Genomic DNA, 23,552 nt, shown 5'->3' on the forward strand with positions numbered 1-23,552 from the left:
CCCGGAAGGCCTCCGGAAAGGGGGCGGTGATCAGATCGTTCGGTCGGAGGGAAGGGTGAAGGTGACGGTGGCGGTGGCGTGGTCGCCGAGGCTGACCTTGCCGCGCACCTCGACCGTGTAGTCCGGCCCGTCCTGGGTGACGACCGTGCCGTTGAAGTCCAGCCGGTCCCCCGCGTACGCGGGCACGCCGAGCTTGACGTTGATGCGCCTGATGATGGCCTCGGGCCCCGTCCAGTCGGTGACGTACCGCTCGACCAGGCCCATCGTGGTCAGGATGTTGAGGAAGATGTCCTTGGAGCCCTGCGCCCGCGCGCCCTCGACGTCGTGGTGGACCGGCGTGAAGTCCATGGTGGCCAGGGCGGTGGAGACGACCACCGTGGGCGTGAGGTCGATGGACAGCTCGGGCAGCACCGCGCCGATCTCGATCTGGTCTTCGGTCAGCGTCCGCATCACGACTCCCGTGGCGCCCACATAGGAAGGATCACTTCGTCGTCCATTGCCCGATAGGTCGCACGCAACTCCATACCGATACCCACCGCGTCGGGCGGGCAGTCCACGACGTTGCCCACAATCCTCACCCCTTCCGGCAGTTCCACCACAGCCACCACGAACGGCATCTCCCGCCCCGGAACGGGCGGATGGTGGTGCACCACGTAGCTGAAGACCGTGCCCTCGCCGCGGGCGACGACGAAGGAGCGGTTGGTGGAGCGGCACGACGGGCAGACGGGGCCGGGCGGGTGCCGCAGGCGTCCGCAGTCGGCGCAGCTCTGGATGCGCAGCTCGCCCTGGCGCACGCCCTCCCAGAAGAACGCGGTGTCCCGGTTCTGGGCAGGTCGCAGCGGGTACGGGGCCACACCCGATCTCTGGGCCGAGCTCGCGGCCGGGGCCGAGCCGGAGGCCGGAGCCGGGGTCTCGCGCCGCCGGCGGGGGCGGAACTTGAGCACCCGGAACATCATCTCGGCCACCGGCGCGTCGCCCTCGCCGTACCAGGTGACGTTCCAGGTGGCGAAGTACCCCTCGCCCAGGGCGGTGCGCTTGGGGCCGACCAGGCCGGAGAAGCGGGTGGCCGCCGTGAGCCGCTCCCCCACGCGCGCCGGGCGGTGGTAGGTCTGCTCGCAGTTGGTCGCCACCACGCCCGTGTAGCCGGCGGCGTCGAGCGCGGCCAGCACGTCGTCCACCGGCGAGCGCTCCTTGACCCCGCGCCGCACGCCGGGCATGGTCCACACCTGGGCCATCGCCGGCGGCGCGATCCCCTGGTCCAGGTACGACCGGTTGGTGTCGCCCATCGCGTCGAGCCAGTGCCTGATCATCGGGATGTTGACCGGGTCGGCGGCCGGGCCGCCCCGCACCTCGCCCAGCGCCGCCTGCTTCTCCGCGAGCTCCAGCAGCGCGTCCTCGGAGCTCGTGCCCGTGTCCGTCCTCGTCCCCGTCTCCGTCATCGCGGCGGCCTCGGCAGGCTCAGGCCGAGCATGGCGATCAGCTCGCGCTGCACCTCGTTCACGCCGCCGCCGAAGGTCAGCACCACGGCTCCCTTGACCCCGTGGTCGACGCGTTCGAGCAGCTCGGCGGTCTCCGGGTCGGACGGGTCGCCGTAGCGGGCGAGCACCTCGCCGACCAGCCGGCCGACCTCCTGCATCCGCTCCGAGCCGTAGATCTTGGTGGCGGAGGCGTCGGGCGCGCCCAGCCAGCCGAGGTCCATGTTGGCGGCCACCTGCCAGTTGAGCAGCTCGTTCGTACGGAAGTACGCGCGCACCCGGCCGAGCGCCCGTCGCACGTCCGGCACCTCGGCCAGCCCCGTGCGCCGCGCCCAGGCGAGGAACCGGTCGTAGGTCTGGCCGAGGTTGCCGGCCGGGCCGAGCGTGACGCGTTCGTGGTTGAGCTGGTTGACGATGAGGTCCCAGCCCTTGTCCACCTCGCCGACGACCATGCTCACCGGCACGCGCACGTCGGAGTAGTAGGTGGCGTTGGTGTGGTGGCGGCCGTCCATGGTGACGATCGGCGTCCAGGAGTAGCCCGGGTCGTCCGTGGAGGCGATCATCATGGTGATGCCCTTGTGCTTCTTCGCCTCGGGGTTCGTGCGGGCGGCCAGCCAGATGTACTGGGCGTAGTGGGCGCCGCTGGTGAAGATCTTCTGGCCGTTGACGACGTAGTGGTCGCCGTCGAGCACCGCGGTGGTGCGCAGGGACGCCAGGTCCGTGCCCGCCTCGGGCTCGCTGTAGCCGATGGCGAAGTGGCACTCGCCGGCCAGGATGCGCGGCAGGAAGAACTCCTTCTGCTCCGGCGTGCCGTACTGCATCAGCGTCGGCCCGACCGTCTGCAGCGTGATGATCGGGTACGGCACGCCGGCGCGGGCGATCTCGTTGGCGAAGATCTGCTGCTCGACGGGGCCGTAGCCGCCTCCGCCGTACTCCTTGGGCCAGCCGAGGCCGAGCTTGCCGTCACGGCCGAGGCGCCGGCAGTGCTCCATGTAGGTCTCGCCGAACGGGTCGTCAGCGATCTTGCGGCGTTCGTCGTCGGACAGACAGCTCCGGAAGTACGCGCGCAGCTCGTCGCGGAGCGCGCGCTGGTCCGGTGTCAGGTCGATGAGCATCAGGCGAGCGCTCCGATCAGGTCGAGCTGGGCGTCCTGGCCGCCGAGCAGGTGCGACAGGTGCTTGGCGTGGGCGAAGTACCGGTGCAGCGGGTAGGTGACGTCGAGGCCGAGCCCGCCGTGCAGGTGCTGGCAGGTGTAGAGCGCCCGGAACGCCTCGCCGGTGTGGAAGGCGGCCAGCGCCAGGTCCTCCTCGGCCGGCAGGCCCTCACCGAGCCGCCAGGCGGCCGACCACATGGCCACGTCCAGCGCCCGCCCGGCGATGTAGACGTCCGCGACCTGCATGGTCACGGCCTGGAACTCGGCCAGCGCCCGGCCGAACTGCCGGCGCGTCTTGACGTAGCCGGTGGTCAGCTCCAGCGCGCCGGCGAGGACGCCGCTCGCCTGGGCGGCCACGGCGGCGGTGAGGACCTGCCGCAGCGCGGCCACGGACTCCGGGCCGGCGACCCGCTCGGCCGGCGTCCGGTCGAGGACCACGGTGGCGGCGGGCTCGCCGGTCGAGGCGAACTCGGGGCTCGACTCGGGCCGCGCCACCAGGAACACGCCGGCGTCGGCGGTGACCAGGACGTCGGACTCCAGGTACGGGACGCCGGTCTTGCGGCCGGTCAGCACCCAGCCGTCGTCCGTGCGGTCCGCGGTGGTCGCGGGCGGGTCGGCGAGGGCGCGGCCGGGCTCGCGCAGCGCGAGCGTCGCGGGACGCTCCTGCTGGTCGCGGGTGCCGTGCCGGGCGAGGAACAGCGAGGCGGCCAGGGCGGGCAACGCGGGCACCGACGCGGCGCGGGCGCCCACCTCGCGCAGCACCACGGCCATCTCGACGGGGCCGAGCCCCGCCCCGCCCGCCTCCTCGGGCAGGCACACGGCCAGCAGGCCGGCCTCGCGTAACCGGCGCTCCGGCTCGTCCTCGGCGAGCAGGTCGGCGGCCAGCTCGCGCAGGTCGCGCTGGGTCTCGTCCAGGCCGAAGTTCATCATGCCTCCAATAGGTTTGCGCGGCCGTTCCTGGCGAAGTCGTCCTCGATGGCCTTGACGTCGTCCTCCTCCAGCCGCCGCCAGCGCCCGTCCTGACGCGCGCCCTCCGGCGGCGCGCCGTCCTCGGGTGGGCCCTCCTGGGACGGGTGCTCCTGGGACGGGCCGTCCTGGGACGGGCCGGGGGGACGCCACCAGACGGGGTCGGCGGTGCGCCACGCCTCGCGGGCGAGCAGGCGCTTGACGACCTTGTGCGAGGGGGTCTGCGGCAGCTCGGCCGCGATCCGGACGTAGCGGGGCACGGCCTTGCGGCCGACGTCGGCGCGGGCGGCGAGGAAGGAGCCGAACGCCGCCGGGGAGAACGGCCCGGACATGACCAGTGCCGCCATCACCTGGTCACCGGCCGCCGCGTCCGGCACCGGGTACACCGCGGCCTCCACCACGCCGGGGAACTCCCGCAGGGCGGCCTCGATCGGGGCCACCGCGAGGTTCTCGCCGTCCACGCGCAGCCGCTCGGTGCCGCGGCCGGCGAAGAACACGTGGCCGCGGGCGTCGGCGTAGGCGAGGTCGCCGGACCAGAACGCGCCGTCGCGCAGCCGTTCGGCGTCCGCCTCCGGGTCGTTGTAGTAGCCGTCGAACAGGCCGGTGCCCGACACGTTGACCAGCTCGCCGATCGCCTCGTCGGGGTTGAGCAGCCGGCCGTCCTCGACGCGGGCGGTGGCGCAGCGCTCCCCCGTGCGCGGGTCGCGGATCTCGACGCCGTCCGGGAGCCGGCCGAGCGCGCCCGGCGGGGCCGCGGGGTCGGGCGTGAGCGAGATCGCCGTCTCCGTCGATCCGAACGCGTCGATCACCCGGCAGCCGAACCGCTCGCCGAAGCGCCGGGTCGCCGTCGTGCTGCCCTCGTTGCCGAAGGCCAGGCGCAACGGGTTGTCCGCGTCGTCGGGGCGGGGCGGGGTGGCGAGCACGTACGACAGGGCCTTGCCGACGTAGTGCAGGTACGTGCAGCCGTACCGCCGGACGTCGGGCAGCAGGCCGGACGCCGAGAACCGGCGCCGCAGCACCAGCGCGGCCCCGGACACGACGGCCGGGGCGTAGGCGGCCATGAGGGCGCCGGAGTGGAACAGCGGCATCGGGCAGTAGACGACGTCGTCCGGGGTGAGGAGCATGCCGAGGCTGCGCCCGGGCACGGCGAGCTTGCGCTGGGTGATCCGCACGGCGCGAGGGCGGCCGGAGGTGCCCGAGGTGAAGATCAGCATCACCAGGTCGCCGGGGGCGGCCCCGCCGGGCACACCGGCGATCTCGGCGATCTCGGCGTTGTCGGCGATGGTGGCCAGCGGGGCTCGCGGTATGCGGAGGTCGCGGGCCAGGCCGGTCGCCGCCTCCTCGTACGGACCGTCGTACAGGAGCAGGGCGACGTCGGTGGCCGCGGCGTCCCGCACCAGCTCGGCCGGTGAGTGGGTGGGGTTGAGCGCGACGACGACGCATCCGCCGAGGGCGGCGGCTCCGACGAGCACCGGCAGCCCGGGGACGTTGTCGCAGAGCACGCCGACGTGCGGCCGGCCGGCGGCGCGCGCGGCCCGCCAGGAGGGAGCGGTGATCGCGCCGAGCCGGGCGGCGGCGGCCAGGCAGGCCGCGACGTGCTCGCGCCAGGACCACGCCCGGTCCTCGAAGAGCAGGCCGGGACGGTCGTCGCCGGCCCGCGCCAGGAGCAGGGCGGCGAGGGTGTCCGCGGTCATGGCGCCTCCAGCAAGCGCTCGGCCAAACGATCCGCAAACTAGAACAGATTCTAGTATCTGTCCAGTGTTGGCATCCCCCGAAAAGTCTGGATATATGCCTGTAACGCCGTGGACATGGGCCTATACAGGCTTCTTTGTGACTCGCCAGTAACAAGCCGTGCCCGAGGGAAATCAGATAACGTGTTCTTATGCGTACCCCGCAGGCGGCCGGCACCGCACCCTCCAGCGACACCGAGGGGACCATGGAGAGCCACACCACACCCGGTTCCGGCGGGCACGCGTCCGGCGGCCACAGCGTCCGCACCCGCAGCCAGCACCAGCGCCGCAAGCGGATCGTCCAGGCCGCCGCCGCCCTCGCCTCGCGCGGCGGCGTCGAGGCCATGCAGATGCGCACCGTGGCCGAGCGGGCCGGCGTCGCGCTCGGCACCCTCTACCGCTACTTCCCGTCCAAGATGGACCTGGTCGTCGCGGTGGTCGGCGAGGAGATCGACCTGCTGGAGAGCAGCATCGAGCGCCGTCCCCCGGGCGCCTCCACCCCGGCCGGCCGGGCCGTCGACGTGCTCATGCGCGCCACCCGGGGCCTCATGCGCGAGCCGGAGCTGGCCGACGCGCTCATCCGCTCGCTCATCCTGGCCGAGGTCGAGACGCCGTTCGGCGACCGCATGACCGGCCTGCTGCTGCGGGTCTCGGCCGACGGGCTCTCGCGCGAGCAGGCCACCGAGGAGCAGGTGGCGCTGGCGGGGTCGCTGTCGAGCATCTGGGTGCAGGAGCTGCTGGAGATGCTGCGCGGCCGGCGCACCTACGACCAGATCCAGCGCCGCATCGAGATCGCCGCCGCCCGCCTCCTCACCGACATCGCCTGACCGGCCTTTCCGTCCTTTCCGGCCTTCCGTCCGGCGCTACGCCCCCGACACGCGCCCGCTCAGACCTCCGCCGTCTCCTCCCTCGTGGCCCGGAACGTGCGGCGGTAGGCGTGCGGCGACACGCCGAGGGCGGCGTGCAGGTGCCGCCGGAACGACGCCGCCGTGCCGAACCCCGCGCGCCCGGCCACCCCGTCCATCGGCAGATCGCTGGTCTCCAGCAGCCGCCGGGCCAGCTCGACCCGCTGCCGGGTGAGCCACTGCCCGGGGCTCATCCCCACCTCCTCGCGGAAGCGCCGCGTGAACGTGCGCCGGCTCATCCCCGCGTGCCGCGCCAGCTCGGCGAGCTGGAGGGGCTCGGCCAGGCGGCTCAGCGCCCACGCCCGCGTGGGGGCCGTGCCCGCGGTGGACGGCTCGGGCACCGGGTGCTCGATGTACTGGGCCTGGCCGCCGTCGCGCCAGGGCGGCACGACGCAACTGCGCGCCACCTGGTTGGCGACCTCGCTGCCGTGGTCGCGGCGTACGAGATGGAGGCAGAGGTCCACCCCGGACGACGCGCCCGCGGAGGTCAGCACGTCGCCGTCGTCCACGAACAGCACCCCGGCGTCCACCCGCACCCGCGGGAAGAGCCGGGCGAAGCGCTCGGCGTGCTTCCAGTGAGTGGTGGCCGGACGGCCGTCCAGCAGCCCGGCGGCGGCCAGCACGAAGGTCGCCACGCAGATCGACACCGCGCGGGCGCCCGGCCGCATCAGCGACAGGGCGTCGAGCAGCTCGGGCGACAGGCTCTCGGGGCCGGTGATGGCCACGTGCGTGTCGGCCGCGGGCAGCACGACCGTGTCGGCCGTCGCGAGCACGCCCGCGTCGCACGAGGCGGCGATGGAGAAGTCGGCCGTCGTGCGCACCGGGCCGCCGTCGAGCGTGCAGGTCACGACGTCGTAGAGCGGCTCGCCGGCCGGCCCGCGGGCCGTGGCGAAGATCCTCGACGGGATGCTCAGCTCGAACGGGATGACGCCGTCGAGCGCGAGGACGGCCACGCGATGCATGGCCCAATGTTTGCACACCTTGGCCTCCGGGCCACTCGCGGTGTTACCGCGGCGGCGAGCACGCTGGAGCCATGAAGATGCGCGCGATGAGCCAGAACACCCTGGGCGGTCCCGAGGTGCTGACGTTGGTGGAGCTGGACCGGCCGGAGCCGGGGCCGGCGGAGGTGCTGGTGCGGGTGCACGCGGCGGGGGTGAACCCGGCCGACTGGAAGGTCCGGACAGCCGGCAGCCATCTCGGGCAGCCGCCGTTCGTGCTCGGCTGGGACGTCTCCGGCGTGGTCGAGGAGGTGGGCGTCGGGACCACGATCCACAAGCCGGGCGACGAGGTGTTCGGCATGCTGCCGTTCCCCTTCGGCAACGGGGCCTACGCCGAGTACGTGACCGCGCCCGCGCGGACCTTCGCCCGCAAGCCCGCGGCCGTGGACCACACGCGGGCCGCCGCGATCCCGCTGGCCGCGCTGACCGCCTGGCAGGCGCTCGTCGACACCGCCGCGACCCGCGGCGGCGACCGGGTGCTCGTCCACGCGGCGGCGGGCGGCGTCGGGCACTTCGCCGTGCAGATCGCCAAGGCGCGCGGCGCGTACGTGGTCGGCACGGCCAGCGCCGCCAAGCACGACTTCCTGCGCGGCCTCGGGGCCGACGAGGTGATCGACTACCGCACGGAGGACTTCGCCGAGGTGGCGCGGGACATGGACGTGGTCGTCGAGACGATGGGCGGCGAGTACGGCCCGCGGTCCCTGCGTACCCTGCGCGAGGGCGGCGTGATCGTCTCCCTGGCGTTGTCGCTGCTGGACCCGGGCCTGCACGCGGCGGCGGCCGAGCGGGGCATCCGGTCCGAGGCGATGCTGGTGGAGGCCGACCACGCGGGGATGCGGTCCCTGGCCGCGCTGGTCGAGGCGGGGCGGCTGCGTCCGGAGATCGCGGCGGTCGTGCCGCTGGAGGACGCCGCCAAGGCCCACGAGCTGGGCGAGTCGGGCGGCACCACCGGGAAGATCGTCCTCACCGTCACCTCGTGACCCCCGGCCGGGCTGCCGTCCCCCCACGCCCGCGCTGCTCTGACGTGAGCCGCCCTTTGCCCCGCGTCTGACACGGGCCGCTCTTCGCCCCCGCCCCGCTCCGCTCCGGGGTCACTGTCACGCCGCAGCCGCCCCGAAGTCACCGCCGGCCCGTGCGGCATCCCCGCCCAGGACCTGCCTCCCTCGGGGTCGGCCTCCCCCTCTCGCCCTGTATACGCCCTGCCTCCTGACCGAGGTTCCCGAATCTGTCGGTGGCAGGGCGTATACAGAGAAGATGACCGACAGGCCATCGACCGAGGACTTCCTGCGGCTGGCCGACCCCATGCGGCGCGAGCTGCTCGCGCACTGCTACCGCATGACGGGTTCGGTGCACGACGCCGAGGACCTCGTCCAGGAGACCTACCTGCGCGCCTGGCGCGCCTACGACGGCTTCGAGGGGCGTTCGTCCCTGCGTACGTGGCTCTACCGCATCGCCACGACCGTGTGCCTGACCGCGCTGGAGAGCCGGGGCCGCCGGCCGCTGCCCACGGGGCTGGGCGCGCCGAGCACCGAGGCGACCGCGCCGCTGGTGGAGCGGCCGGAGGTGCCGTGGCTGGAGCCGGTGCCCGACGGCATGGTGGGCGCGGGCGCCGACGACCCGGCCGCGATCGTCACCTCGCGCGAGAGCATCCGGCTGGCGCTCATCGCGGCCCTGCAGCACCTGCCACCCCGGCAGCGGGCCATCCTGGTGCTGCGCGACGTGCTGCGGTGGCGGGCCGCCGAGGTGGCCGAGGCCCTGGAGACCACGACGGCCGCGGTCAACAGCGGGCTGCAGCGGGCCCGGGCCCAGCTCAACGAGGTGTCGCCGAGCCTGGACGATCCCACTCCGCCCCTGCCCCACGACCAGCGCGAGCAGCTCGACGCCTATGTGGCCGCGTTCGAGAGCTACGACGTGGCCGCGCTGGTGAAGCTGTTCACGCGGGACGCGGTCTGGGAGATGCCGCCCTTCATCGGGTGGTACCAGGGCCCCGAGGAGATCGGGCGGCTCATCAGCGTCAACTGCCCGGCCGAGCACGCGGGCGATCTGCGCCTGGTGCCCGTCGCGGCCAACGGCCAGCCGGCCTTCGCGGTGTACTTCCGCCAGGGTGATATCTATACCGCGTTCTCGTTGATGGTGCTGACGCTCGCCGCCGAGGGCATCCGGCACGTGGCCATGTTCTTCGACGTCGGGCTCTTCGAAGCGTTCGGGCTGCCGAGCACACGGCCCGTCGAGGAGCGGGCTTCCACAACAAACTAGAACGAGTTACAGTCGGCCTCCCGAGCATCGTTCTGGAGGCGACAGTGGGCACACCGGTGATCGTCGAAGCCGTCCGCACCCCCATCGGCAAGCGTGACGGCTGGCTGTCCGGGCTCAAGCCGCAGCAGGTGCTCGCCGCCGCCCTCAACGGGCTGATCGAGCGCTCGGGCGTCGATCCGGCCGCCGTCGGCCAGGTCTTCGCCGGCTGCGTGACCCAGGCCGGCGAGCAGGGCGGTCACGTGGGGCGCTACTCCTGGCTGTACGCGGGCCTGCCGTACCAGACGGGCGTCACCACGGTCGACGCGCAGTGCGGCTCGTCGCAGCAGGCCGTCCACCTCGCCGCGGCGATGATCCGCGCCGGCGTGATCGAGGTCGGCGTCGGGTGCGGCGTCGAGATCATGAGCCGTGCGCCGCTCGGCAGCAACGTCCTGCCCGCCAGGCCGCGACCCGATGACTGGAGCATCGACTTACCCGACCAGTTCACCGCCGCCGAGCGCATCGCGGCACGGCGCGGGCTGACCAGGGAACGGCTCGACTGGCTCGGCGCCCGCTCCCAGCAGCTCGCCGCCAAGGCGTGGGCCGACGGGCGGTTCGAGCGGGAGATCGTGCCCGTCGGCGACGTACGGCGCGACCAGGGGTTGCGCGAGACCACCGTCGAGGGGCTGGCCAAGCTCAAGCCGGTGCTCGGCGAGGGCGCGCTGCACACGGCCGGCAACTCGTCGCAGATCTCCGACGGGGCGGCGGCGGTGCTGGTGATGAGCGAGGAGGCGGCCCGCGCGCACGGCCTGCGGCCGAGGGCCCGCATCCTGGCCCAGGCCCTGGTGGGCGCCGAGCCTTACTACCACCTCGACGGCCCCGTGGAGGCGACCTCAAAGGCGCTGGCCATGGCCGGGATGTCGATCGGCGACATCGACCGGTTCGAGGTGAACGAGGCGTTCGCCGCGGTCGTGCTGTCGTGGGCGGGCGTCCACCAGCCCGATTTCGACCGGGTCAACGTCAACGGGGGCGCCATCGCGCTCGGCCACCCGGTGGGCGCGTCGGGGGCCCGGCTGATCACCACGGCGCTGCACGAACTGGAGCGCTCGGACTCGTCGACGGCTCTCGTGTCGATGTGCGCGGGCGGCGCCCTGGCCACCGCCACCATCCTCGAACGCGTCACGTGATCGTGGATACGTACGTACCCGCATGCCGCGACCACGGATGCCGCACGCTCCGCGGCCATGCGTGCTGATCGTCCCGTCAGCCCGCGCACTTCCGCCGAGAGCGCGTTCACCGTCCCCCGCGCCGGATGCCGCTCCACCACCAGTCCCCCACGCCCGGCCCCTGCGCGAGGACGCCCGCCCACACCCCCAAGCGCCTGCGCGTACGACGTCCGCCCACACCCCCGAGCGCCTGCGCGTACGACGCCTATCCACACCCCGCCGTCCAAGCGCCGTGACGCCCCCAAGGTGAGCGACCCGTCATCTCAGGACGAGTCACGTTAAGTGCCGGAAATCCCTTTCGGTGCTCCCCTCCTTCCGCCACACTCGTTCCACGCTCACGCACCACGGGGGACCGACCATGAGAAAGACCCGGCGCAGGCCGTACGCCGAGCAGCGCCCGCAGGACCTCGGCGGCGGGGTGTGGAGCGTGCCGGTGCCGATCCCCGGCAACCCGCTCGGCTACACCCTCGTCTACGCGATCGAGTCGCCCCAGGGCCCCGTGCTGGTCGACGCCGGCTGGAACCATCCCGACGCCTGGGAGGCGCTGCGCGGCGGGCTCGCGACACTCGGCATGGACGTGGCCTCGGTGCGGGGCGTGGTGGTCACGCACTTCCACCCCGACCACGCCGGCCTGGCCGGACGGGTACGCGAGGAGTCGGGCGGCTGGATCGCGATGCACGAGGCGGACGCGGCGCTGGTCAGGCTGATCCACGGGCTCGACGCGGGCGAGCACGAGGCGTTCCAGACGGACATGCTCAAGCGGGCGGGCGCCGACCCGGGCGACGTCCGGGTGGTCGCCGCGGAGCGCCCGCTGCCGCCCGCGCGGCCGGACCGCGAACTGGCCGACGGCGACCTGGTCGACCTGCCGGGCCGCAAGCTGCGCGCCGTCCACACGCCCGGCCACACCCCGGGCCACATCTGCCTGCACCTGGAGGACGCGGACCGGCTGTTCACCGGCGACCACGTCCTGCCCGACATCACCCCGCACATCGGCATCTACCCCTACGACCGCGACGACGTGGACCCGCTGGGCGACTTCCTCGCCTCGCTGGACCGGGTCGGCGAGCTGGGGCCGCTGGACGCCTTGCCCGCGCACGAGTGGATGTTCCCGGATGTGGCGGCGCGAGCGGCCGAGATCCGCCACCATCACGAGGACAAGCTCGACCGGCTGGCCGCGCTGCTGGCCGAGCGGGCGGAGCCGCTGACCCTCTGGGAGATCGCCGCGATGATGACCTGGAACCGCCCCTGGGAGGACCTGGCGCCCATACTGAGGGGCATGGCCGCCGGAGAGGCCGCGGCCCACCTGCGCACCCTGGAGGTCCGGGGCTCCGTCAGGCGCGTACGAGGAGTCGATGCGGTCCGCTTCCAGGCCGTAGAATCCTAGACATCCGATGTCTAGGGAGAAGATCGTGGCGGTCACCGACGCGGCCATCGACAAGATCAAGCAGATGATCCTCTCCGGCGAGCTCGCCCCCGGAGACCGGCTCCCCAAGGAGGCCGACCTCGCCGAGCGGCTGGGCCTGTCGCGCAACTCGCTGCGCGAGGCCGTCCGCGCCCTCGCCCTGATCAACGTCCTCGACGTACGGCAGGGCGACGGCACGTACGTCACCAGCCTTGAGCCGCGGCTGCTGCTCGACACCATGTCGTTCGTGCTCGACCTGCACCGCGACGACACCGTGCTGCAGTTCTTCGAGGTGCGCCGCATCCTGGAGCCCGCCGCCACCGCGATGGCCACCAAGCTCATGACCGACGACGAGATCGACGAGCTGCGGGTGATCCTGGAGTCGCTGCCCGCCGACCCGACCGTCGAGGAACTGGTGGCCAACGACCTCCAGTTCCACCAGCGCATCGCCCAGGGGTCGGGCAACACCGTGCTCTGCTCGTTCATCGAGAGCCTGTCCGGGCCGACGACCCGGGCGCGCATCTGGCGCGGCCTGACGCAGGAGGGCGCGATGGACAAGACGCGCGAGCAGCACACCGCGATCTACGAGGCCATCGCCGCCCGTCAGGCGGACGTGGCCCGCTCCTGGGCCACGGTTCACGTGGCGGGCGTCGAGTCCTGGCTCCGCAAGGCCCTCGCCTGATCCCGCCCCCGCCCCACCGCAGGAGGCCGCCACCCACTCCCCGAACATCCGCTCAGGTCAGGTCTCGGCTTCCTCCGCTCCGCGGCCGGCGTGGCGCCAGAACTGGCGTTTGTCCTCCTCGCGTACGGCGACGCCCAGTCTCGCCAGCTCCTGCCGTAACTGCTCGGCGTCGCGGTCGTCGCCCTTCTCCAGCGCGCGGGCGCGGGCCCTGAGGTAGGCGTGGGCGGCGTCGGCCAGGTCGGGGTGGCCGTCGGCCCAGCGCCGGAACTCCTCCCGGTGGGGATCGCCCTCGGCCCGCCACGGATAGCCGTGGGCCTGGAACGCCTCGGCCAGCGGGCGCGGCCGGGGCAGGTCGCCGCCCTGCCGGACCAGCTCCTCGGTGTCGTGACCGAGCAGCACCAGGTGCTTGGCGTCGAGGAAGGCGAGGGCCACCGCGGAGCGCGGCAGCTCCTGCCGGGAGCTCCGGTGCGCGATCGACACCCGCTGGTCGTCGATGACGATCTTCACGGTGTACTCGTCGGCGATCGCGGCGAGCACGAGACCCGCGACGACCCCCACGACGACCGCCCCGATCGTGAACGCCGTCGGCGGGATCGACTCGATCAGCCGTAGCGGGCCCTCGAACGGGGTCCACGGCAGTGTGGTCGCCCATCCCACGACGTACCGCAGCAGCCAGCCGGCCCCGGCGCCCAGCAGCGGGGCCCCCACCCAGACGACGACCCGATCGCCCAGCTTCGGCAGGGCGGTCGCGTCCGGCGCGGACGGGTCACCGGAGGGCATCGGCGGTGCTCCTTCTGTCGTGAGCGGCTCATGAACGACAGCCGCGGGCGTCGTTCTCCGCAGCCACCGTAGCCGTGCGCCGGGTCCCCGCCTTCAGCCGAAAGTATCTGCGGTGCGCGACTTTCGTTGCCGGCATCTCCACCCGGTCGGCGTCACCGCGGCGCGGGCAGTGCGGGGCGGGTGGGCCGGGGTAGGAGGCGTGTGTGGCCGACAAACTCGCGCGATACCGGAGCAGACGCGACCCCAGCCGTACCCCCGAGCCGGTACCCGCGGAGCCCCCCGAACGCCCCGAGGCCCGCCAGGGCGAAGGCGACCGCGAAGGCGACGGCGACGCGTTCGTGATCCAGGAGCACCACGCCCGCTCCCTGCACTGGGACCTGCGGCTGGAGCACGACGGCGTCCTCGCCTCCTGGGCCATCCCCAAGGGCCTGCCGGCCGACCCGGCCGTCAACCATCTCGCCGTCCACACCGAGGACCACCCGATGGAGTACCTCACCTTTCACGGCGAGATCCCGGCCGGCGAGTACGGCGGCGGCGCCATGACGATCTGGGATCACGGCACGTACGAGACCGAGAAGTGGTCGGACCGCGAGGTCAAGGTGGTGCTGCGCGGCTCCCGCGCCTCCGGTCGGTTCGTGCTGTTCCGGACGAACGGCAAGAACTGGATGATCCACCGGATGGACCCGCCGGCGCGCGACCCGTTCCCGCCGCTGGAGCCCATGCTGCCGGTCGAGCGCGTCAGGCCGCCGCGTGACGAGGAGGAGTACGCGTTCGAGTTCGCGTGGGGCGGCCGCCGGACGCTGGTGCCGATCGACGGCGGCCGGACGGACGCGGCCCGCGCGTACTCGTGGCTGCGCGCCCTGGCCGCCTCGTTCGGCAGCCGGAGCGCGGTCCTCGACGGCGAGGTGGTCACACTGGGCGGCGCGGAGGTGCTGGTCTGCTACGACCTGCTGTACGACGACGGCCGCTCGCTGGTGGCCGAGCCGTACGCGGCGCGCCGGGCGGCGCTGGAGGCGCTCGGCCTGTCGGCGGCGCGCTGGCAGACGGCCCCGTCATGGCCCGGCCAGGCCGCGCCGGTCCGCCAGGCGGCCCGCGAGCAGGGCCTGCCGGGGGTCGTCGCCAAGCGCCTCGACGCGCCGTACGAGCCGGGCCCGTCGAAGGCGTGGCTGCTCATCCCCTCTCCCGGCACGTCCCGCAAATGACGCGCGGCACCTCTCCCGGCACGTCCCGAAAATGACGCGCGGCGTGCCCGTGTGCGACGACATACTCGTCGCGTGCACATCTCGGATATCTCCCCTCACAGCGACCCCTTCGGCCAGGAACTGCTCGATCTGCAGCACGCCGCGTACGCCGTGGAGGCGGAGCTCATCGGCGACGACCGGATCCCGCCCCTGCACGAGACCCTCGACGCGCTGCGCGCCGAGCCGCTGACCTGGCTCGGCGCCTTCGACGACGACGGCGGCCTGCTGGGCGCCGTGGCGTGGGAGGAGTCGCCGGACGAGATCGACGTCAACCGGCTGATCGTGCACCCCCGCGCCCACCGGCGCGGCATCGGGCGGGCGCTGGTCGAGCAGGTCATGGCGCGGGCGGCCGGCCGCCGGGTGATCGTGTCCACCGGCCGTGACAACGTGCCCGCCCGCAGCCTGTACGAGCGGCTGGGGTTCGAGGCCCGGGGTGAGCTCGAGGTGATCCCCGGCCTGTGGATCGCGAACTACGCCCTGACCGCCTGACCCCGCCCGCCTGACCCGGAACGCCTGCCCCTGCCCGCCTGCCCCGGACCGCCTGGCCCGGAACGTCAGCCACGCCGTGACCGCCTGACCCAGGACGTCACGGCGTCAGCAGGCCCTCCGCCTCCAGTTCCGCCCACAGGTCCTCCGGCACCGGCCGGTCCCACAGCGCCGCGTTGGCGCGCACCTCCTCCGGCGAACGGGCGCCCAGCACGATCGAGGCCACCGCCGGGTGCCGCAGCGGGAAGGCCATCGCCGCCTGCGGGAGCGGCACCCCGTGCGACTCGCAGATCGCGGCGACACGGCGGGCCCGGTCCAGGACGGCGGGCGGCGCCGGGGCGTAGTCGAACGTGCCCGACAGCCGGGCGGTGGCCAGCAGGCCGCTGTTGAACACCCCGGCCGCCAGCACCCGCACCCCGCGCTTCGCGCACGCCTCCAGCAGCGGCAGCCCCGACTGGTCGAGCAGGGTGTACCGGCCGGCCAGCATGACCACGTCGACGCCGGTCTCCTCGACGAAGCGCAGCGGCGCCTGCCACTGGTTCATGCCGACCCCGACGGCCTTGATCACTCCCTGGTCGCGCAGCTCCGCGAGGGCCGGGTAGGCGTGGGCGAGCGCCTCCTCCATGTGCTGGTCGGGGTCGTGGATCAGGGCGACGTCCACGGCCGGCAGGCCCAGCCGTTCCAGGGACTCCTCCAGCGAGCGGCGCACCCCGTCGCGCGAGAAGTCCCAGACCCGCGTGTGGTCGGCGGGCACGTCGAAGCCCTGGTCGTCGCGCCCGCCCCGGCTCGACGGCACGAGCAGGCGGCCGACCTTGGTGGACAGCACATATCCGGTACGGCCGGCCAGCGCGGCCCCCAGGCGGCGCTCGGACAGGCCGAGCCCGTAGTGCGGGGCCGTGTCGAACAGGCGCACCCCGCTCGACCAGGCGGCCTCGACCGTGGCGCGCGCCTGCTCCTCGCTCACCGCCTCGTACAGCCCCGCGATGGGCGCGGCGCCGAACCCGTGACTTGGTAGGGCCAGCACGTCATCCCCTCGAGCAACGTCGCCGGTCACGTCATCTCCCAGACCAGCGAGAGCCCGCCGGAGCCCTTGTCGAAGTCGCCGTCCAGCAGCCGGTTCATCTGCGCCTGCCACGCCCGGTCGGCGGGGTGGTCGCGCAGCGCCGCCTGCAGCGCCGCGTAGTCCTCGACCTCGACGAAGTGGAACAGATCCAGGCCGTCGCGGTAGATGCGCCAGGAGCGCACCCCGTGCTCACGCATGGCCTGCTCCAGCTCGGCCGGGATCTCGGCGTGCTCCCGGTCGTAGATCTCCTCGCAGCCCGGTCTGAGCCGGGTGCGCAGCGCGAGCCGTTCCATCAGTCCTGTGCCTTTCCCCCGGCGATGCGGCTGATGATGAGCGCGACCAGGATGATCGCACCGTAGACGACCGGCTGCCAGAAGCCCGAGACGCCCTTGAGCGTGAGGATGTTCTGCACCAGGCCGATGACGAGGACGCCGGTCAGCGCGCCGAGGATCGTGCCCTTGCCGCCGTCCATGCTGACGCCGCCGATGACCGCCGCCGCGAACACCATGAAGATCCAGCCGACGCCCTGGTTGGAGCCGATCGCGCCGAGCCGGCCGGTCTCCAGCACGCCCGCGAGCGCCGCCAGCGTGCCGCCGAGGATGAACACCCCCCACAGCACCCGGTCCACGCGGATGCCGGCGGCGCGGGCGGCGTCGATGTTGCCGCCGATGGCGTACAGCGAACGGCCGATCCGGAAGTAGGCGAGCCCGGCGATGCCCGCCGCGAACAGCACCCCGGCGATCCAGATGGAGGCCGGCAGCCCGAGCCACACGGCGCTGCCCAGGTAGAGGATCGAGTCGGGGAGCTCGAAGAGCGTCTTGCCCTGCGTGGGGCCGAGCTGGAGCCCGTGCACGATGATCAGCATCGCCAGCGTCACGATGAACGCCGACAGCTGGAACTTGATGATCAGGAAGCCGTTGAAGGCGCCGATGACCGCCCCCACCAGCAGGCAGAGCGGGATGACCAGGCCGCCGGGCAGGCCGAGCCCGAACCCGCCGGCCGAGGCCGGGATCACCATCATGACCGCGATGGCCGGCGCCATGCCGACCGTCGACTCCAGCGACAGGTCGAACTTGCCGGAGATCAGGATCATGGCCTCGGCCAGCACGAGCAGGCTGATCGCGGCCTGCTGCTGGAGCACGTTCGTCAGGTTGCCGCTCGTCAGGAACGTCGGGTCGAGGAACGCGCCCACGACGAGCAGGATGAGGATCACCGGGACGAGGGTCAGGTCCCGGAACCGGGCGAGCCGCACCCGGGGGGCCGGCGACGCGGTCAGTGTCGTCACTGTTCAATGCCTTCCATCACGGCCACGAGCTCGTGGTCGGTCCACCCACGGGGCACGTCCTTCACGACCCGGCCGTGGAACATCACCAGCACCCGATCGCAGACGCGCAGGTCGTCGAGGTCGTCGGAGACGAGTACGGCGCCGGCGCCCCGCTCGACGGCGTCCTCGACGGCGCCGAGCAGGGCCTGCTTGGCCTTGACGTCGACGCCCGCCGTCGGGTTGATCACTACCAGCGCGGACGGGTCGTCGACCAGCGCCCGCGCGAACACCACCTTCTGCGCGTTGCCGCCGGACAGGTCGCCGACGGGCTGCCCGGGCCCTTCCGTCTTGATGTCGAGGTCGTCGATGAGCTGGACGGCCCGGGCCCGCTGCCGCGACGGCGAGACCGTGCCGAAGCGGCCGAGCTTGCCCGCGATGGGGATGGTGGCGTTCTCGGCGATCGACAGCAGCGGCACGAAGCCCTCGTGGTGGCGGTCCTCGGGGACGAAGCCGAGGCCGGCGCGCAGGGCGGACGGCACGTCGCCGGGCCGTACCCGGACGCCGTCGACCGTGACCGTGCCGGCGTCGGGCCTGCGCAGGCCGACGAGGGTCTCGGCGAGCCCGACCTTGCCGCTGCTGGCCGAGCCGGCCAGGCCCACCACCTCGCCGGAGCGGACGGTGAGGTCCACCTCTCGGTAGCGGCCGGCCAGCGACAGGCCCTCCCCCGCGAGCACGACGCGCTCGCCCGGGGTGCGGGCACGGGACTGGTAGGCGGCGGTGGCCTCGCCGGTCATGGCGCCCACCAGCTCGTCGTGGGAGAAGCCGGCGACGGGCCGGGTGACGATGTGCCGGGCGTCGCGGAAGACCGTGACGCTCTGGCAGATCTCGTACACCTCGTCCAGGTGGTGGGAGATGTACATCATCGTGACGCCCTGCTCGCGCAGCGACCGCATGCGGGCGAACAGCCGCTCGATGGCGGGACCGTCGAGGCGGGCGGTCGGCTCGTCGAGGATGATGAAGCGGGCGCCGAACGACAGCGCCCGGGCGATCTCGACGAGCTGGCGCTGCTCGACGCTCAGGTCGCCGGCCAGCGCCTGGACGTCCACGTCCACCTCGTACGTGTCGAGCAGCTCGCGCGCCCTGGCCCGCAGCGCCCGCCACCTGATCACGCCGCCGTCGGTCTGCCGGTTGAGGAACAGGTTCTCGGCGACCGTGAGCGCGGGGATGATCGTGGACTTCTGGTAGACGCAGGCGACGCGCCGCCGCCACGCGTCGCGGTCGGCGAGGGCCGGCGCGGGCTCCCCCGCGAACAGCACCTCGCCCTCGTCGGCGGGCTGGAGGCCGGTGAGGATCGACACCAGCGTGGACTTGCCGGCGCCGTTCCGGCCGACGAGGGCGTGCGTCTCGCCCTCGGCGATCGCGATGCTCGCGCCGTTGAGCGCCACGGTCGGCCCGAAGCGCTTCACGACATTACGAGCTTCAACGTGATATTTCATCACTTGACCTGATTGCCCCAGAGGTTCTTGTCGTCCACGTTGTCCTTGGTCACCAGCGGCGCCGGAAGCTGGTCCTCCAGGCCGTTGGGGAGCTGGATGATCGTGCTGTCGTGGTCGGTCGGTCCCGGCTTGAACGTCTTCCCGTCGAGCGACGCCTTCGCGTAGAACATCGCGTACTTCGCGTACAGGTCGGCCGGCTGCGAGACCGTGGCGTCGATCTCGCCCTTGCGGATCGCCTCCAGCTCCTCCGGGATGCCGTCGTTGGAGATCACGAAGACGTGCTTGGGGTCGCCCGGCGGCACCAGCAGGTTCTTCTGCTTGAGCACCTGGAGCGTCGGGGCCAGGTGGACGCCGCCGGCGTGCATGTAGATCCCCTTGATGTCGGGGTTCTGCTCCAGGCGGGTCTGCAGCATGGACGCGGCCTTGCTGCCCTCCCACTCCGTCGGCTCCTCGAAGACGGTGATCCCGGGGAACTTCGTCTTCATGCACTCGCGGAACGCCTCGGCCCGGTCACGGCCGTTGATCGAGCTGAGCGAGCCCATGAGCTGCACGACCTTGCCCTTGCCGCCCAGCTTCTCGCCGAGGAACTCGCAGGCCTTGGTCCCGTAGGCCCGGTTGTCGGCACGGACCACCATGGAGACCTTGCCCTTGTCGGGCCGGGTGTCCACGGACACGACGGGGATCTTCTTGTTCTCCAGTTGCTGGAGGGTCGTGGCGATGGCCCCGGTGTCCTGCGGGGCCATGACGATCGCCTTGGCCCCCTGCCCGACCAGCGCCTGGACGTTGCTGACGAGCTTGGCCACGTCGTTCTGCGAGTTGGTGGGCGGCATCAGGTCCACCTTCTGCTCGGCGGCCATCTGCGGGACGTACTTGATGTAGGAGTTCCAGAAGTCGGAGTCGGCGCGCGGGTAGTCGATGCCGACCTTCCCGCCGCCCGCCGCGCCGCTGCCGGTGGTGGACGTACTGCTGGAGCCGCAGGCTGCGACGACCGCCATGAGGGCCGCGCCGGCGACGACCGGGCCGAGCTTCATCGTGGAGACACCTTCCTCGGACCGGGCCGGCCCCCCGCTGGGGCCGGCCCTGTGGTGCTGTTTTCAGTTGGCGGGCTACGGGTGCGCCTCAGGGGGCGGGGCGCAGGCGCAGCCCCTGCATGCCTCCGTCGACGGCGAGCGCCATGCCCGTGGTCGCGCTCGCCTCCGGGCTCGCCAGGTAGGCGATCGCGGCGGCGACCTCCTCGGCGGTGACCAGGCGGCCCATCGGCTGCCTGGCGTTCAGCGCCCTGCGCTCCGCCTCCGGGTCGTCGGCGGTGTCGAGCAGCCGGCCGACCCACGGCGTGTCGGCGGTGCCGGGGTTCACGCAGTTGACGCGGATGCCCTCGCGTACGTGGTCGGCGGCCATCGCGAGGGTCAGCGACAGCACCGCGCCCTTGGTGGCGCTGTAGAGGGCGCGGTTCGGCAGGCCCGCCGTGGCGGCGATGGAGCAGGTGTTGACGATCACCGCGTGCTCCGACCGGCGCAGGTACGGCAGCGCCGCCCGGCTCACCCGGACGATGCCGAGCACGTTGACGTCGAAGACCCGCTGCCACTCGCTGTCGGGGTTGTCCTCGACCGTGCCCTGGGCGCCGATGCCGGCGTTGTTGACGACGACGTCGATGCCGCCGAGCCGTTCGGCCGCCTCGGCGACCGCCGCGCGCACGCCCGCGTCGTCGGTGACGTCCGCCTTGATGCCGACGAACGGCTCACCGGGGGGACGCAGGTCGAGGCAGGCGACCTTCATGCCGCGCTCGGCCAGCAGGGTCGCGGTGGCCAGGCCGATGCCGGACCCGCCTCCTGTCACGATCGCTCTGAGACTCATGCGTCCTTCCAGACCTCGCCGTCGGGGAACCTGTGGGCCGCGATCGACTCGGGGCGCATCTCCGCGCTGAAGCCCGGCGCGGAGGGGGCGCGGTAGCGTCCGTTGTCGATGACGACCGGGTCGGTGAAGTGCTCGTGCAGGTGGTCGACGTACTCGATGACCCGGTTCTCCATGGAGCCGCTGATCGCCACGTAGTCGAACATCGACAGGTGCTGCACCAGCTCGCACAGCCCGACCCCGCCCGCGTGCGGGCAGACCGGGACGCCGAAGCGGGCCGCGAGCAGCAGGATCGCGATGTTCTCGTTGACGCCGCCGACCCGCGCCGCGTCGATCTGCAGGTACGACAGGGCGCCGGCCTGGAGCAGCTGCTTGAAGACGATGCGGTTCTGCACGTGCTCGCCGGTGGCCACCGGGATGGGGCGGATGCCCTCGGCGATCGCGGCGTGGCCGAGCACGTCGTCGGGGCTGGTCGGCTCCTCCACCCAGTGCGGGTTGAACTCGCCGAGCGCCCTGACCCAGGCGATGGCGGAGTCGACGTCCCAGCGCTGGTTGGCGTCGATCGCGATCGGGTAGTCGGGCCCGCACACCTCGCGGGCCACCCGGAAGCGGCGCACGTCGTCGGCGAGGTCGGCGCCCACCTTGAGCTTGATCTGCCCGAACCCCTGGTCCAGGGCCTCCTTGCAGAGCCGCCGCAGCTTGTCGTCGTCGTAGCCGAGCCAGCCGGGCGAGGTGGTGTAGGCGGGGAAGCCCTCGCGCCGGAGCGTCTCGATCCGCTCTGCTTTGCCGTCCTCGGCCTGCCGGAGGATCTGGAGCGCCTGCTCGGGGGTGAGGGCGTCGCTGAGGTAGCGGAAGTCGACCAGGTCGACGATCTCCTCGGGGGTCATCTCCGACAGCAGCAGCCAGAGCGGCTTGCCCGCGCGCCTGGCCTTGAGGTCCCACAGGGCGTTGACCACGGCGGAGATCGCCATGTGCATGACGCCCTTCTCGGGGCCCAGCCAGCGCAGCTGCGAGTCGTTGACCATCTCCTTGTAGAGCGCGCCGAGGTCCTCGGCGTCCCTGCCGATCACGTGCGGCCGCAGGGCGGTGATGGCACCGGTCTGCACGTCGTTGCCGCGCCCGATCGTGAACGCGAACCCGTGGCCGGAGAAGCCGTCGTCGGTTTTCAGGACGACGTAGGCGGCGGAGTAGTCGGGGTCGGGGTTCATGGCGTCGGAGCCGTCCAGCTCGCGCGAGGTGGGGAAGCGGACGTCGTGCGTCTCCATCTCCACGATCCGGTACGTCCGCGCCGCCGCACCGTTCGCAGCCTCCGTGACCTCCCCCGTCATGCCTGCCCCACCGTCTGCCGCTGCCGGCCCAGACCCTCGATCTCCAGCTCCATCACGTCGCCGGCCCGCAGGTACGGCTGGCCGGCCATGCCCAGGGCGACGCCGGCCGGGGTGCCGGTGTTGATGACGTCACCGGGTTCGAGCACCATGAACTGACTCAGGTAGCGCACGATCTCGGCGACGTCGAAGATCATGTTCTTGGTGTCGCCGTTCTGGCGCAGCTCGCCGTTCACCCAGAGCCGCAGTGCCAGGCTCTGCGGGTCGGCGATCTCGTCGGCCGTCACCAGCCACGGTCCCAGGGGGTTGAACGTCTCGCACGACTTGCCCTTGTCCCACTGGCCGCCGCGCTCAAGCTGGAACTCCCGTTCGGAGACGTCGTTGGACACGGCGTACCCGGCGACGACGTCCAGCGCCTCCTCGCGGCTGTCGAGGTAGCGGGCCCGCCTGCCGATGACGATCGCGAGCTCGACCTCCCAGTCGGTCTTCACGCTGCCGCGCGGCACGAGCACCTCGTCGTACGGTCCGACCATGGTGTTGGCGGCCTTCATGAACACGACCGGCTCGGCCGGCACGTCGGCGCCGGACTCGGCGGCGTGGTCGCTGTAGTTGAGCCCGATGCACACGATCTTGCCGGGCCGCGCGATCGGCGGTCCGACCCGCAGCCCCTCGCCCACGACGACGGGCAGCTCGTCGCGCTCCAACGCCTCACGGACGCGGGCCACTCCCCCGGAGGCGAGGAAAGCCCCGTCGATTTCGGGCTCTCCGATGTCACGCAGGTTGCCGGCGTCGTCCATCACCACCGGCCGCTCCTGCCCGACAGGTCCTACTCGCAGCAGCTTCACACCGCATCCTTCGTCCACACAGTCCATACATCGGATGTCTATAGCTCCGATGCTGGTGGGAGCCATGCAGGGATGTCAAGGCTTCGGCGGGCGATACATCGGATCCGTGGGTGGAAATATGCCGACACCGCACCCGAAGCACCGCAGCAAGAGATCAGGAAGCTCCAGAAAGCCCTCGCGGACAGGGCAAAGAGACATCGGAGGAGGGCGGGCTTCCGTTACGGGCCGGAAGGCGGAGGAGCGCGGCAAGGTCATCGGACGGCTTCGCCCATCGCCTCCGGGAGGGAGCGCATGGCGTCGAACCGGGCGGCCCGCCGCCGCTCGCCCCGGCGTCTTCTCTGGCCGGACGACCGGACGGACAGATCCGTGAGCCGCAGACACCCGATGTCTCATACCCCGGCGCGAGCGCGGTGAAGCGCGGGTGGCCTTGCG

At 72.5% G+C, this 23,552-nt stretch carries 23 protein-coding genes; 8 read left to right on the forward strand and 15 right to left on the reverse strand.

The window, feature by feature from the left end; all coding sequences use genetic code 11:
- Positions 1–30 precede the first annotated feature (30 nt).
- Genes HTZ77_RS26780 through HTZ77_RS26800 form a run of 5 tightly spaced genes read right to left on the reverse strand, consistent with a single transcriptional unit; the run spans position 31 to position 5,288 of the window.
- Positions 31–450 carry a MaoC/PaaZ C-terminal domain-containing protein gene (locus HTZ77_RS26780; protein WP_175592439.1) on the reverse strand — a complete coding sequence of 140 codons (420 nt, stop codon included), beginning with the start codon at positions 448–450 and terminating at the stop codon, positions 31–33.
- Positions 450–1,439, reverse strand: a complete 990-nt coding sequence (locus tag HTZ77_RS26785; protein ID WP_235995179.1) for a bifunctional MaoC family dehydratase N-terminal/OB-fold nucleic acid binding domain-containing protein — start codon at positions 1,437–1,439, stop codon at positions 450–452. The genes HTZ77_RS26780 and HTZ77_RS26785 overlap by 1 nt, the downstream gene beginning before the upstream one ends.
- On the reverse strand, positions 1,436–2,590 hold the full coding sequence (locus HTZ77_RS26790) for an acyl-CoA dehydrogenase family protein (RefSeq protein WP_175592440.1): 1,155 nt from the start codon (positions 2,588–2,590) through the stop codon (positions 1,436–1,438). The genes HTZ77_RS26785 and HTZ77_RS26790 overlap by 4 nt, the downstream gene beginning before the upstream one ends.
- Positions 2,590–3,558 carry an acyl-CoA dehydrogenase family protein gene (locus HTZ77_RS26795; protein ID WP_328808781.1) on the reverse strand — a complete coding sequence of 323 codons (969 nt, stop codon included), beginning with the start codon at positions 3,556–3,558 and terminating at the stop codon, positions 2,590–2,592. The genes HTZ77_RS26790 and HTZ77_RS26795 overlap by 1 nt, the downstream gene beginning before the upstream one ends.
- On the reverse strand, positions 3,555–5,288 hold the full coding sequence (locus tag HTZ77_RS26800; protein ID WP_175592441.1) for an AMP-binding protein: 1,734 nt from the start codon (positions 5,286–5,288) through the stop codon (positions 3,555–3,557). The genes HTZ77_RS26795 and HTZ77_RS26800 overlap by 4 nt, the downstream gene beginning before the upstream one ends.
- 188 nt (positions 5,289–5,476) lie before the next feature.
- Between HTZ77_RS26800 and HTZ77_RS26805 the strand changes: the two genes are divergently transcribed.
- Positions 5,477–6,151, forward strand: coding sequence for a TetR family transcriptional regulator (locus tag HTZ77_RS26805; protein WP_407940560.1), 675 nt, complete (start codon positions 5,477–5,479; stop codon positions 6,149–6,151).
- Positions 6,152–6,210: 59 nt separating this feature from the next.
- Here HTZ77_RS26805 and HTZ77_RS26810 read toward each other — a convergent pair whose 3' ends face one another.
- Entirely contained in the window at positions 6,211–7,191 is a 981-nt protein-coding gene (locus HTZ77_RS26810) for a GlxA family transcriptional regulator (protein ID WP_175592442.1), read from the reverse strand.
- A gap of 77 nt (positions 7,192–7,268) precedes the next feature.
- Between HTZ77_RS26810 and HTZ77_RS26815 the strand changes: the two genes are divergently transcribed.
- From HTZ77_RS26815 to HTZ77_RS26835, 5 genes are all read left to right on the forward strand, one after another.
- Positions 7,269–8,207 carry an NADP-dependent oxidoreductase gene (locus HTZ77_RS26815; protein WP_175592606.1) on the forward strand — a complete coding sequence of 313 codons (939 nt, stop codon included), beginning with the start codon at positions 7,269–7,271 and terminating at the stop codon, positions 8,205–8,207.
- 274 nt (positions 8,208–8,481) lie between these two features.
- Positions 8,482–9,483, forward strand: a complete 1,002-nt coding sequence (locus tag HTZ77_RS26820; RefSeq protein WP_175592443.1) for a sigma-70 family RNA polymerase sigma factor — start codon at positions 8,482–8,484, stop codon at positions 9,481–9,483.
- A 44-nt stretch (positions 9,484–9,527) separates the two neighbouring features.
- Positions 9,528–10,646 (forward strand): steroid 3-ketoacyl-CoA thiolase, encoded by a 1,119-nt coding sequence (locus HTZ77_RS26825; RefSeq protein ID WP_175592444.1) that lies wholly within the window; start codon positions 9,528–9,530, stop codon positions 10,644–10,646.
- 397 nt (positions 10,647–11,043) lie between these two features.
- Positions 11,044–12,069, forward strand: a complete 1,026-nt coding sequence (locus HTZ77_RS26830; protein WP_175592445.1) for an MBL fold metallo-hydrolase — start codon at positions 11,044–11,046, stop codon at positions 12,067–12,069.
- Positions 12,070–12,076: 7 nt separating this feature from the next.
- Positions 12,077–12,769: a FadR/GntR family transcriptional regulator gene (locus HTZ77_RS26835; protein ID WP_205303546.1), complete on the forward strand. Its 693-nt coding sequence runs from the start codon at positions 12,077–12,079 to the stop codon at positions 12,767–12,769.
- A 57-nt stretch (positions 12,770–12,826) separates the two neighbouring features.
- Here the strand turns inward: HTZ77_RS26835 and HTZ77_RS26840 are convergent, their stop codons facing one another.
- A complete protein-coding gene (locus tag HTZ77_RS26840) occupies positions 12,827–13,549 on the reverse strand; it encodes a YqeB family protein (RefSeq protein WP_235995181.1) in 723 nt (240 codons plus the stop codon).
- 203 nt (positions 13,550–13,752) lie between these two features.
- Here HTZ77_RS26840 and HTZ77_RS48375 point away from each other — a divergent pair, with 203 nt between their 5' ends.
- Both HTZ77_RS48375 and HTZ77_RS46645 read left to right on the forward strand, forming a co-directional pair.
- Entirely contained in the window at positions 13,753–14,751 is a 999-nt protein-coding gene (locus tag HTZ77_RS48375; RefSeq protein WP_175592446.1) for a DNA polymerase ligase N-terminal domain-containing protein, read from the forward strand.
- A 72-nt stretch (positions 14,752–14,823) separates the two neighbouring features.
- Complete coding sequence (locus HTZ77_RS46645; RefSeq protein WP_175592447.1) at positions 14,824–15,279, forward strand: GNAT family N-acetyltransferase; 456 nt, start codon at positions 14,824–14,826, stop codon at positions 15,277–15,279.
- A gap of 97 nt (positions 15,280–15,376) precedes the next feature.
- Here the strand turns inward: HTZ77_RS46645 and HTZ77_RS26855 are convergent, their stop codons facing one another.
- The 8 genes from HTZ77_RS26855 to HTZ77_RS26890 form a co-directional block, all read right to left on the reverse strand.
- Positions 15,377–16,330: an aldo/keto reductase gene (locus HTZ77_RS26855; protein ID WP_328808782.1), complete on the reverse strand. Its 954-nt coding sequence runs from the start codon at positions 16,328–16,330 to the stop codon at positions 15,377–15,379.
- Entirely contained in the window at positions 16,327–16,632 is a 306-nt protein-coding gene (locus HTZ77_RS26860) for an L-rhamnose mutarotase (protein ID WP_175592448.1), read from the reverse strand. Before HTZ77_RS26860 ends, HTZ77_RS26855 begins: the two co-directional genes overlap by 4 nt.
- A complete protein-coding gene (locus tag HTZ77_RS26865; protein WP_175592449.1) occupies positions 16,632–17,624 on the reverse strand; it encodes an ABC transporter permease in 993 nt (330 codons plus the stop codon). Before HTZ77_RS26865 ends, HTZ77_RS26860 begins: the two co-directional genes overlap by 1 nt.
- Positions 17,621–19,069, reverse strand: coding sequence for a sugar ABC transporter ATP-binding protein (locus tag HTZ77_RS26870; protein WP_328808783.1), 1,449 nt, complete (start codon positions 19,067–19,069; stop codon positions 17,621–17,623). The genes HTZ77_RS26865 and HTZ77_RS26870 overlap by 4 nt, the downstream gene beginning before the upstream one ends.
- 29 nt (positions 19,070–19,098) lie before the next feature.
- Positions 19,099–20,130, reverse strand: coding sequence for a sugar ABC transporter substrate-binding protein (locus HTZ77_RS26875; protein WP_175592451.1), 1,032 nt, complete (start codon positions 20,128–20,130; stop codon positions 19,099–19,101).
- An 88-nt stretch (positions 20,131–20,218) separates the two neighbouring features.
- Positions 20,219–20,953, reverse strand: coding sequence for an SDR family NAD(P)-dependent oxidoreductase (locus HTZ77_RS26880; protein ID WP_175592452.1), 735 nt, complete (start codon positions 20,951–20,953; stop codon positions 20,219–20,221).
- Complete coding sequence (locus HTZ77_RS26885; protein WP_175592453.1) at positions 20,950–22,278, reverse strand: L-fuconate dehydratase; 1,329 nt, start codon at positions 22,276–22,278, stop codon at positions 20,950–20,952. The genes HTZ77_RS26880 and HTZ77_RS26885 overlap by 4 nt, the downstream gene beginning before the upstream one ends.
- Complete coding sequence (locus HTZ77_RS26890; RefSeq protein WP_175592454.1) at positions 22,275–23,120, reverse strand: fumarylacetoacetate hydrolase family protein; 846 nt, start codon at positions 23,118–23,120, stop codon at positions 22,275–22,277. The genes HTZ77_RS26885 and HTZ77_RS26890 overlap by 4 nt, the downstream gene beginning before the upstream one ends.
- Between the last annotated feature and the right edge of the window lie 432 nt (positions 23,121–23,552).

Source organism: Nonomuraea montanisoli, from assembly GCF_013363975.1.
Classification (GTDB): Bacteria; Actinomycetota; Actinomycetes; order Streptosporangiales; family Streptosporangiaceae; genus Nonomuraea; species Nonomuraea montanisoli.

Bases quoted from the DNA above. Each gene is read 5' to 3' on its own strand.
- HTZ77_RS26880 (WP_175592452.1), bottom strand. From the start codon at position 20,953: ATGAGTCTCAGAGCGATCGTGACAGGAGGCGGGTCCGGCATCGGCCTG.
- HTZ77_RS26795 (WP_328808781.1), bottom strand. From the start codon at position 3,558: ATGATGAACTTCGGCCTGGACGAGACCCAGCGCGACCTGCGCGAGCTG.
- HTZ77_RS26840 (WP_235995181.1), bottom strand. From the start codon at position 13,549: ATGCCCTCCGGTGACCCGTCCGCGCCGGACGCGACCGCCCTGCCGAAG.
- HTZ77_RS26780 (WP_175592439.1), bottom strand. From the start codon at position 450: ATGCGGACGCTGACCGAAGACCAGATCGAGATCGGCGCGGTGCTGCCC.
- HTZ77_RS26830 (WP_175592445.1), top strand. From the start codon at position 11,044: ATGAGAAAGACCCGGCGCAGGCCGTACGCCGAGCAGCGCCCGCAGGAC.
- HTZ77_RS26835 (WP_205303546.1), top strand. From the start codon at position 12,077: ATGTCTAGGGAGAAGATCGTGGCGGTCACCGACGCGGCCATCGACAAG.
- HTZ77_RS26810 (WP_175592442.1), bottom strand. From the start codon at position 7,191: ATGCATCGCGTGGCCGTCCTCGCGCTCGACGGCGTCATCCCGTTCGAG.
- HTZ77_RS26790 (WP_175592440.1), bottom strand. From the start codon at position 2,590: ATGCTCATCGACCTGACACCGGACCAGCGCGCGCTCCGCGACGAGCTG.
- HTZ77_RS26875 (WP_175592451.1), bottom strand. From the start codon at position 20,130: ATGAAGCTCGGCCCGGTCGTCGCCGGCGCGGCCCTCATGGCGGTCGTC.
- HTZ77_RS26815 (WP_175592606.1), top strand. From the start codon at position 7,269: ATGCGCGCGATGAGCCAGAACACCCTGGGCGGTCCCGAGGTGCTGACG.
- HTZ77_RS26860 (WP_175592448.1), bottom strand. From the start codon at position 16,632: ATGGAACGGCTCGCGCTGCGCACCCGGCTCAGACCGGGCTGCGAGGAG.
- HTZ77_RS26785 (WP_235995179.1), bottom strand. From the start codon at position 1,439: ATGACGGAGACGGGGACGAGGACGGACACGGGCACGAGCTCCGAGGAC.
- HTZ77_RS26805 (WP_407940560.1), top strand. From the start codon at position 5,477: ATGCGTACCCCGCAGGCGGCCGGCACCGCACCCTCCAGCGACACCGAG.
- HTZ77_RS26885 (WP_175592453.1), bottom strand. From the start codon at position 22,278: ATGACGGGGGAGGTCACGGAGGCTGCGAACGGTGCGGCGGCGCGGACG.
- HTZ77_RS26820 (WP_175592443.1), top strand. From the start codon at position 8,482: ATGACCGACAGGCCATCGACCGAGGACTTCCTGCGGCTGGCCGACCCC.
- HTZ77_RS26800 (WP_175592441.1), bottom strand. From the start codon at position 5,288: ATGACCGCGGACACCCTCGCCGCCCTGCTCCTGGCGCGGGCCGGCGAC.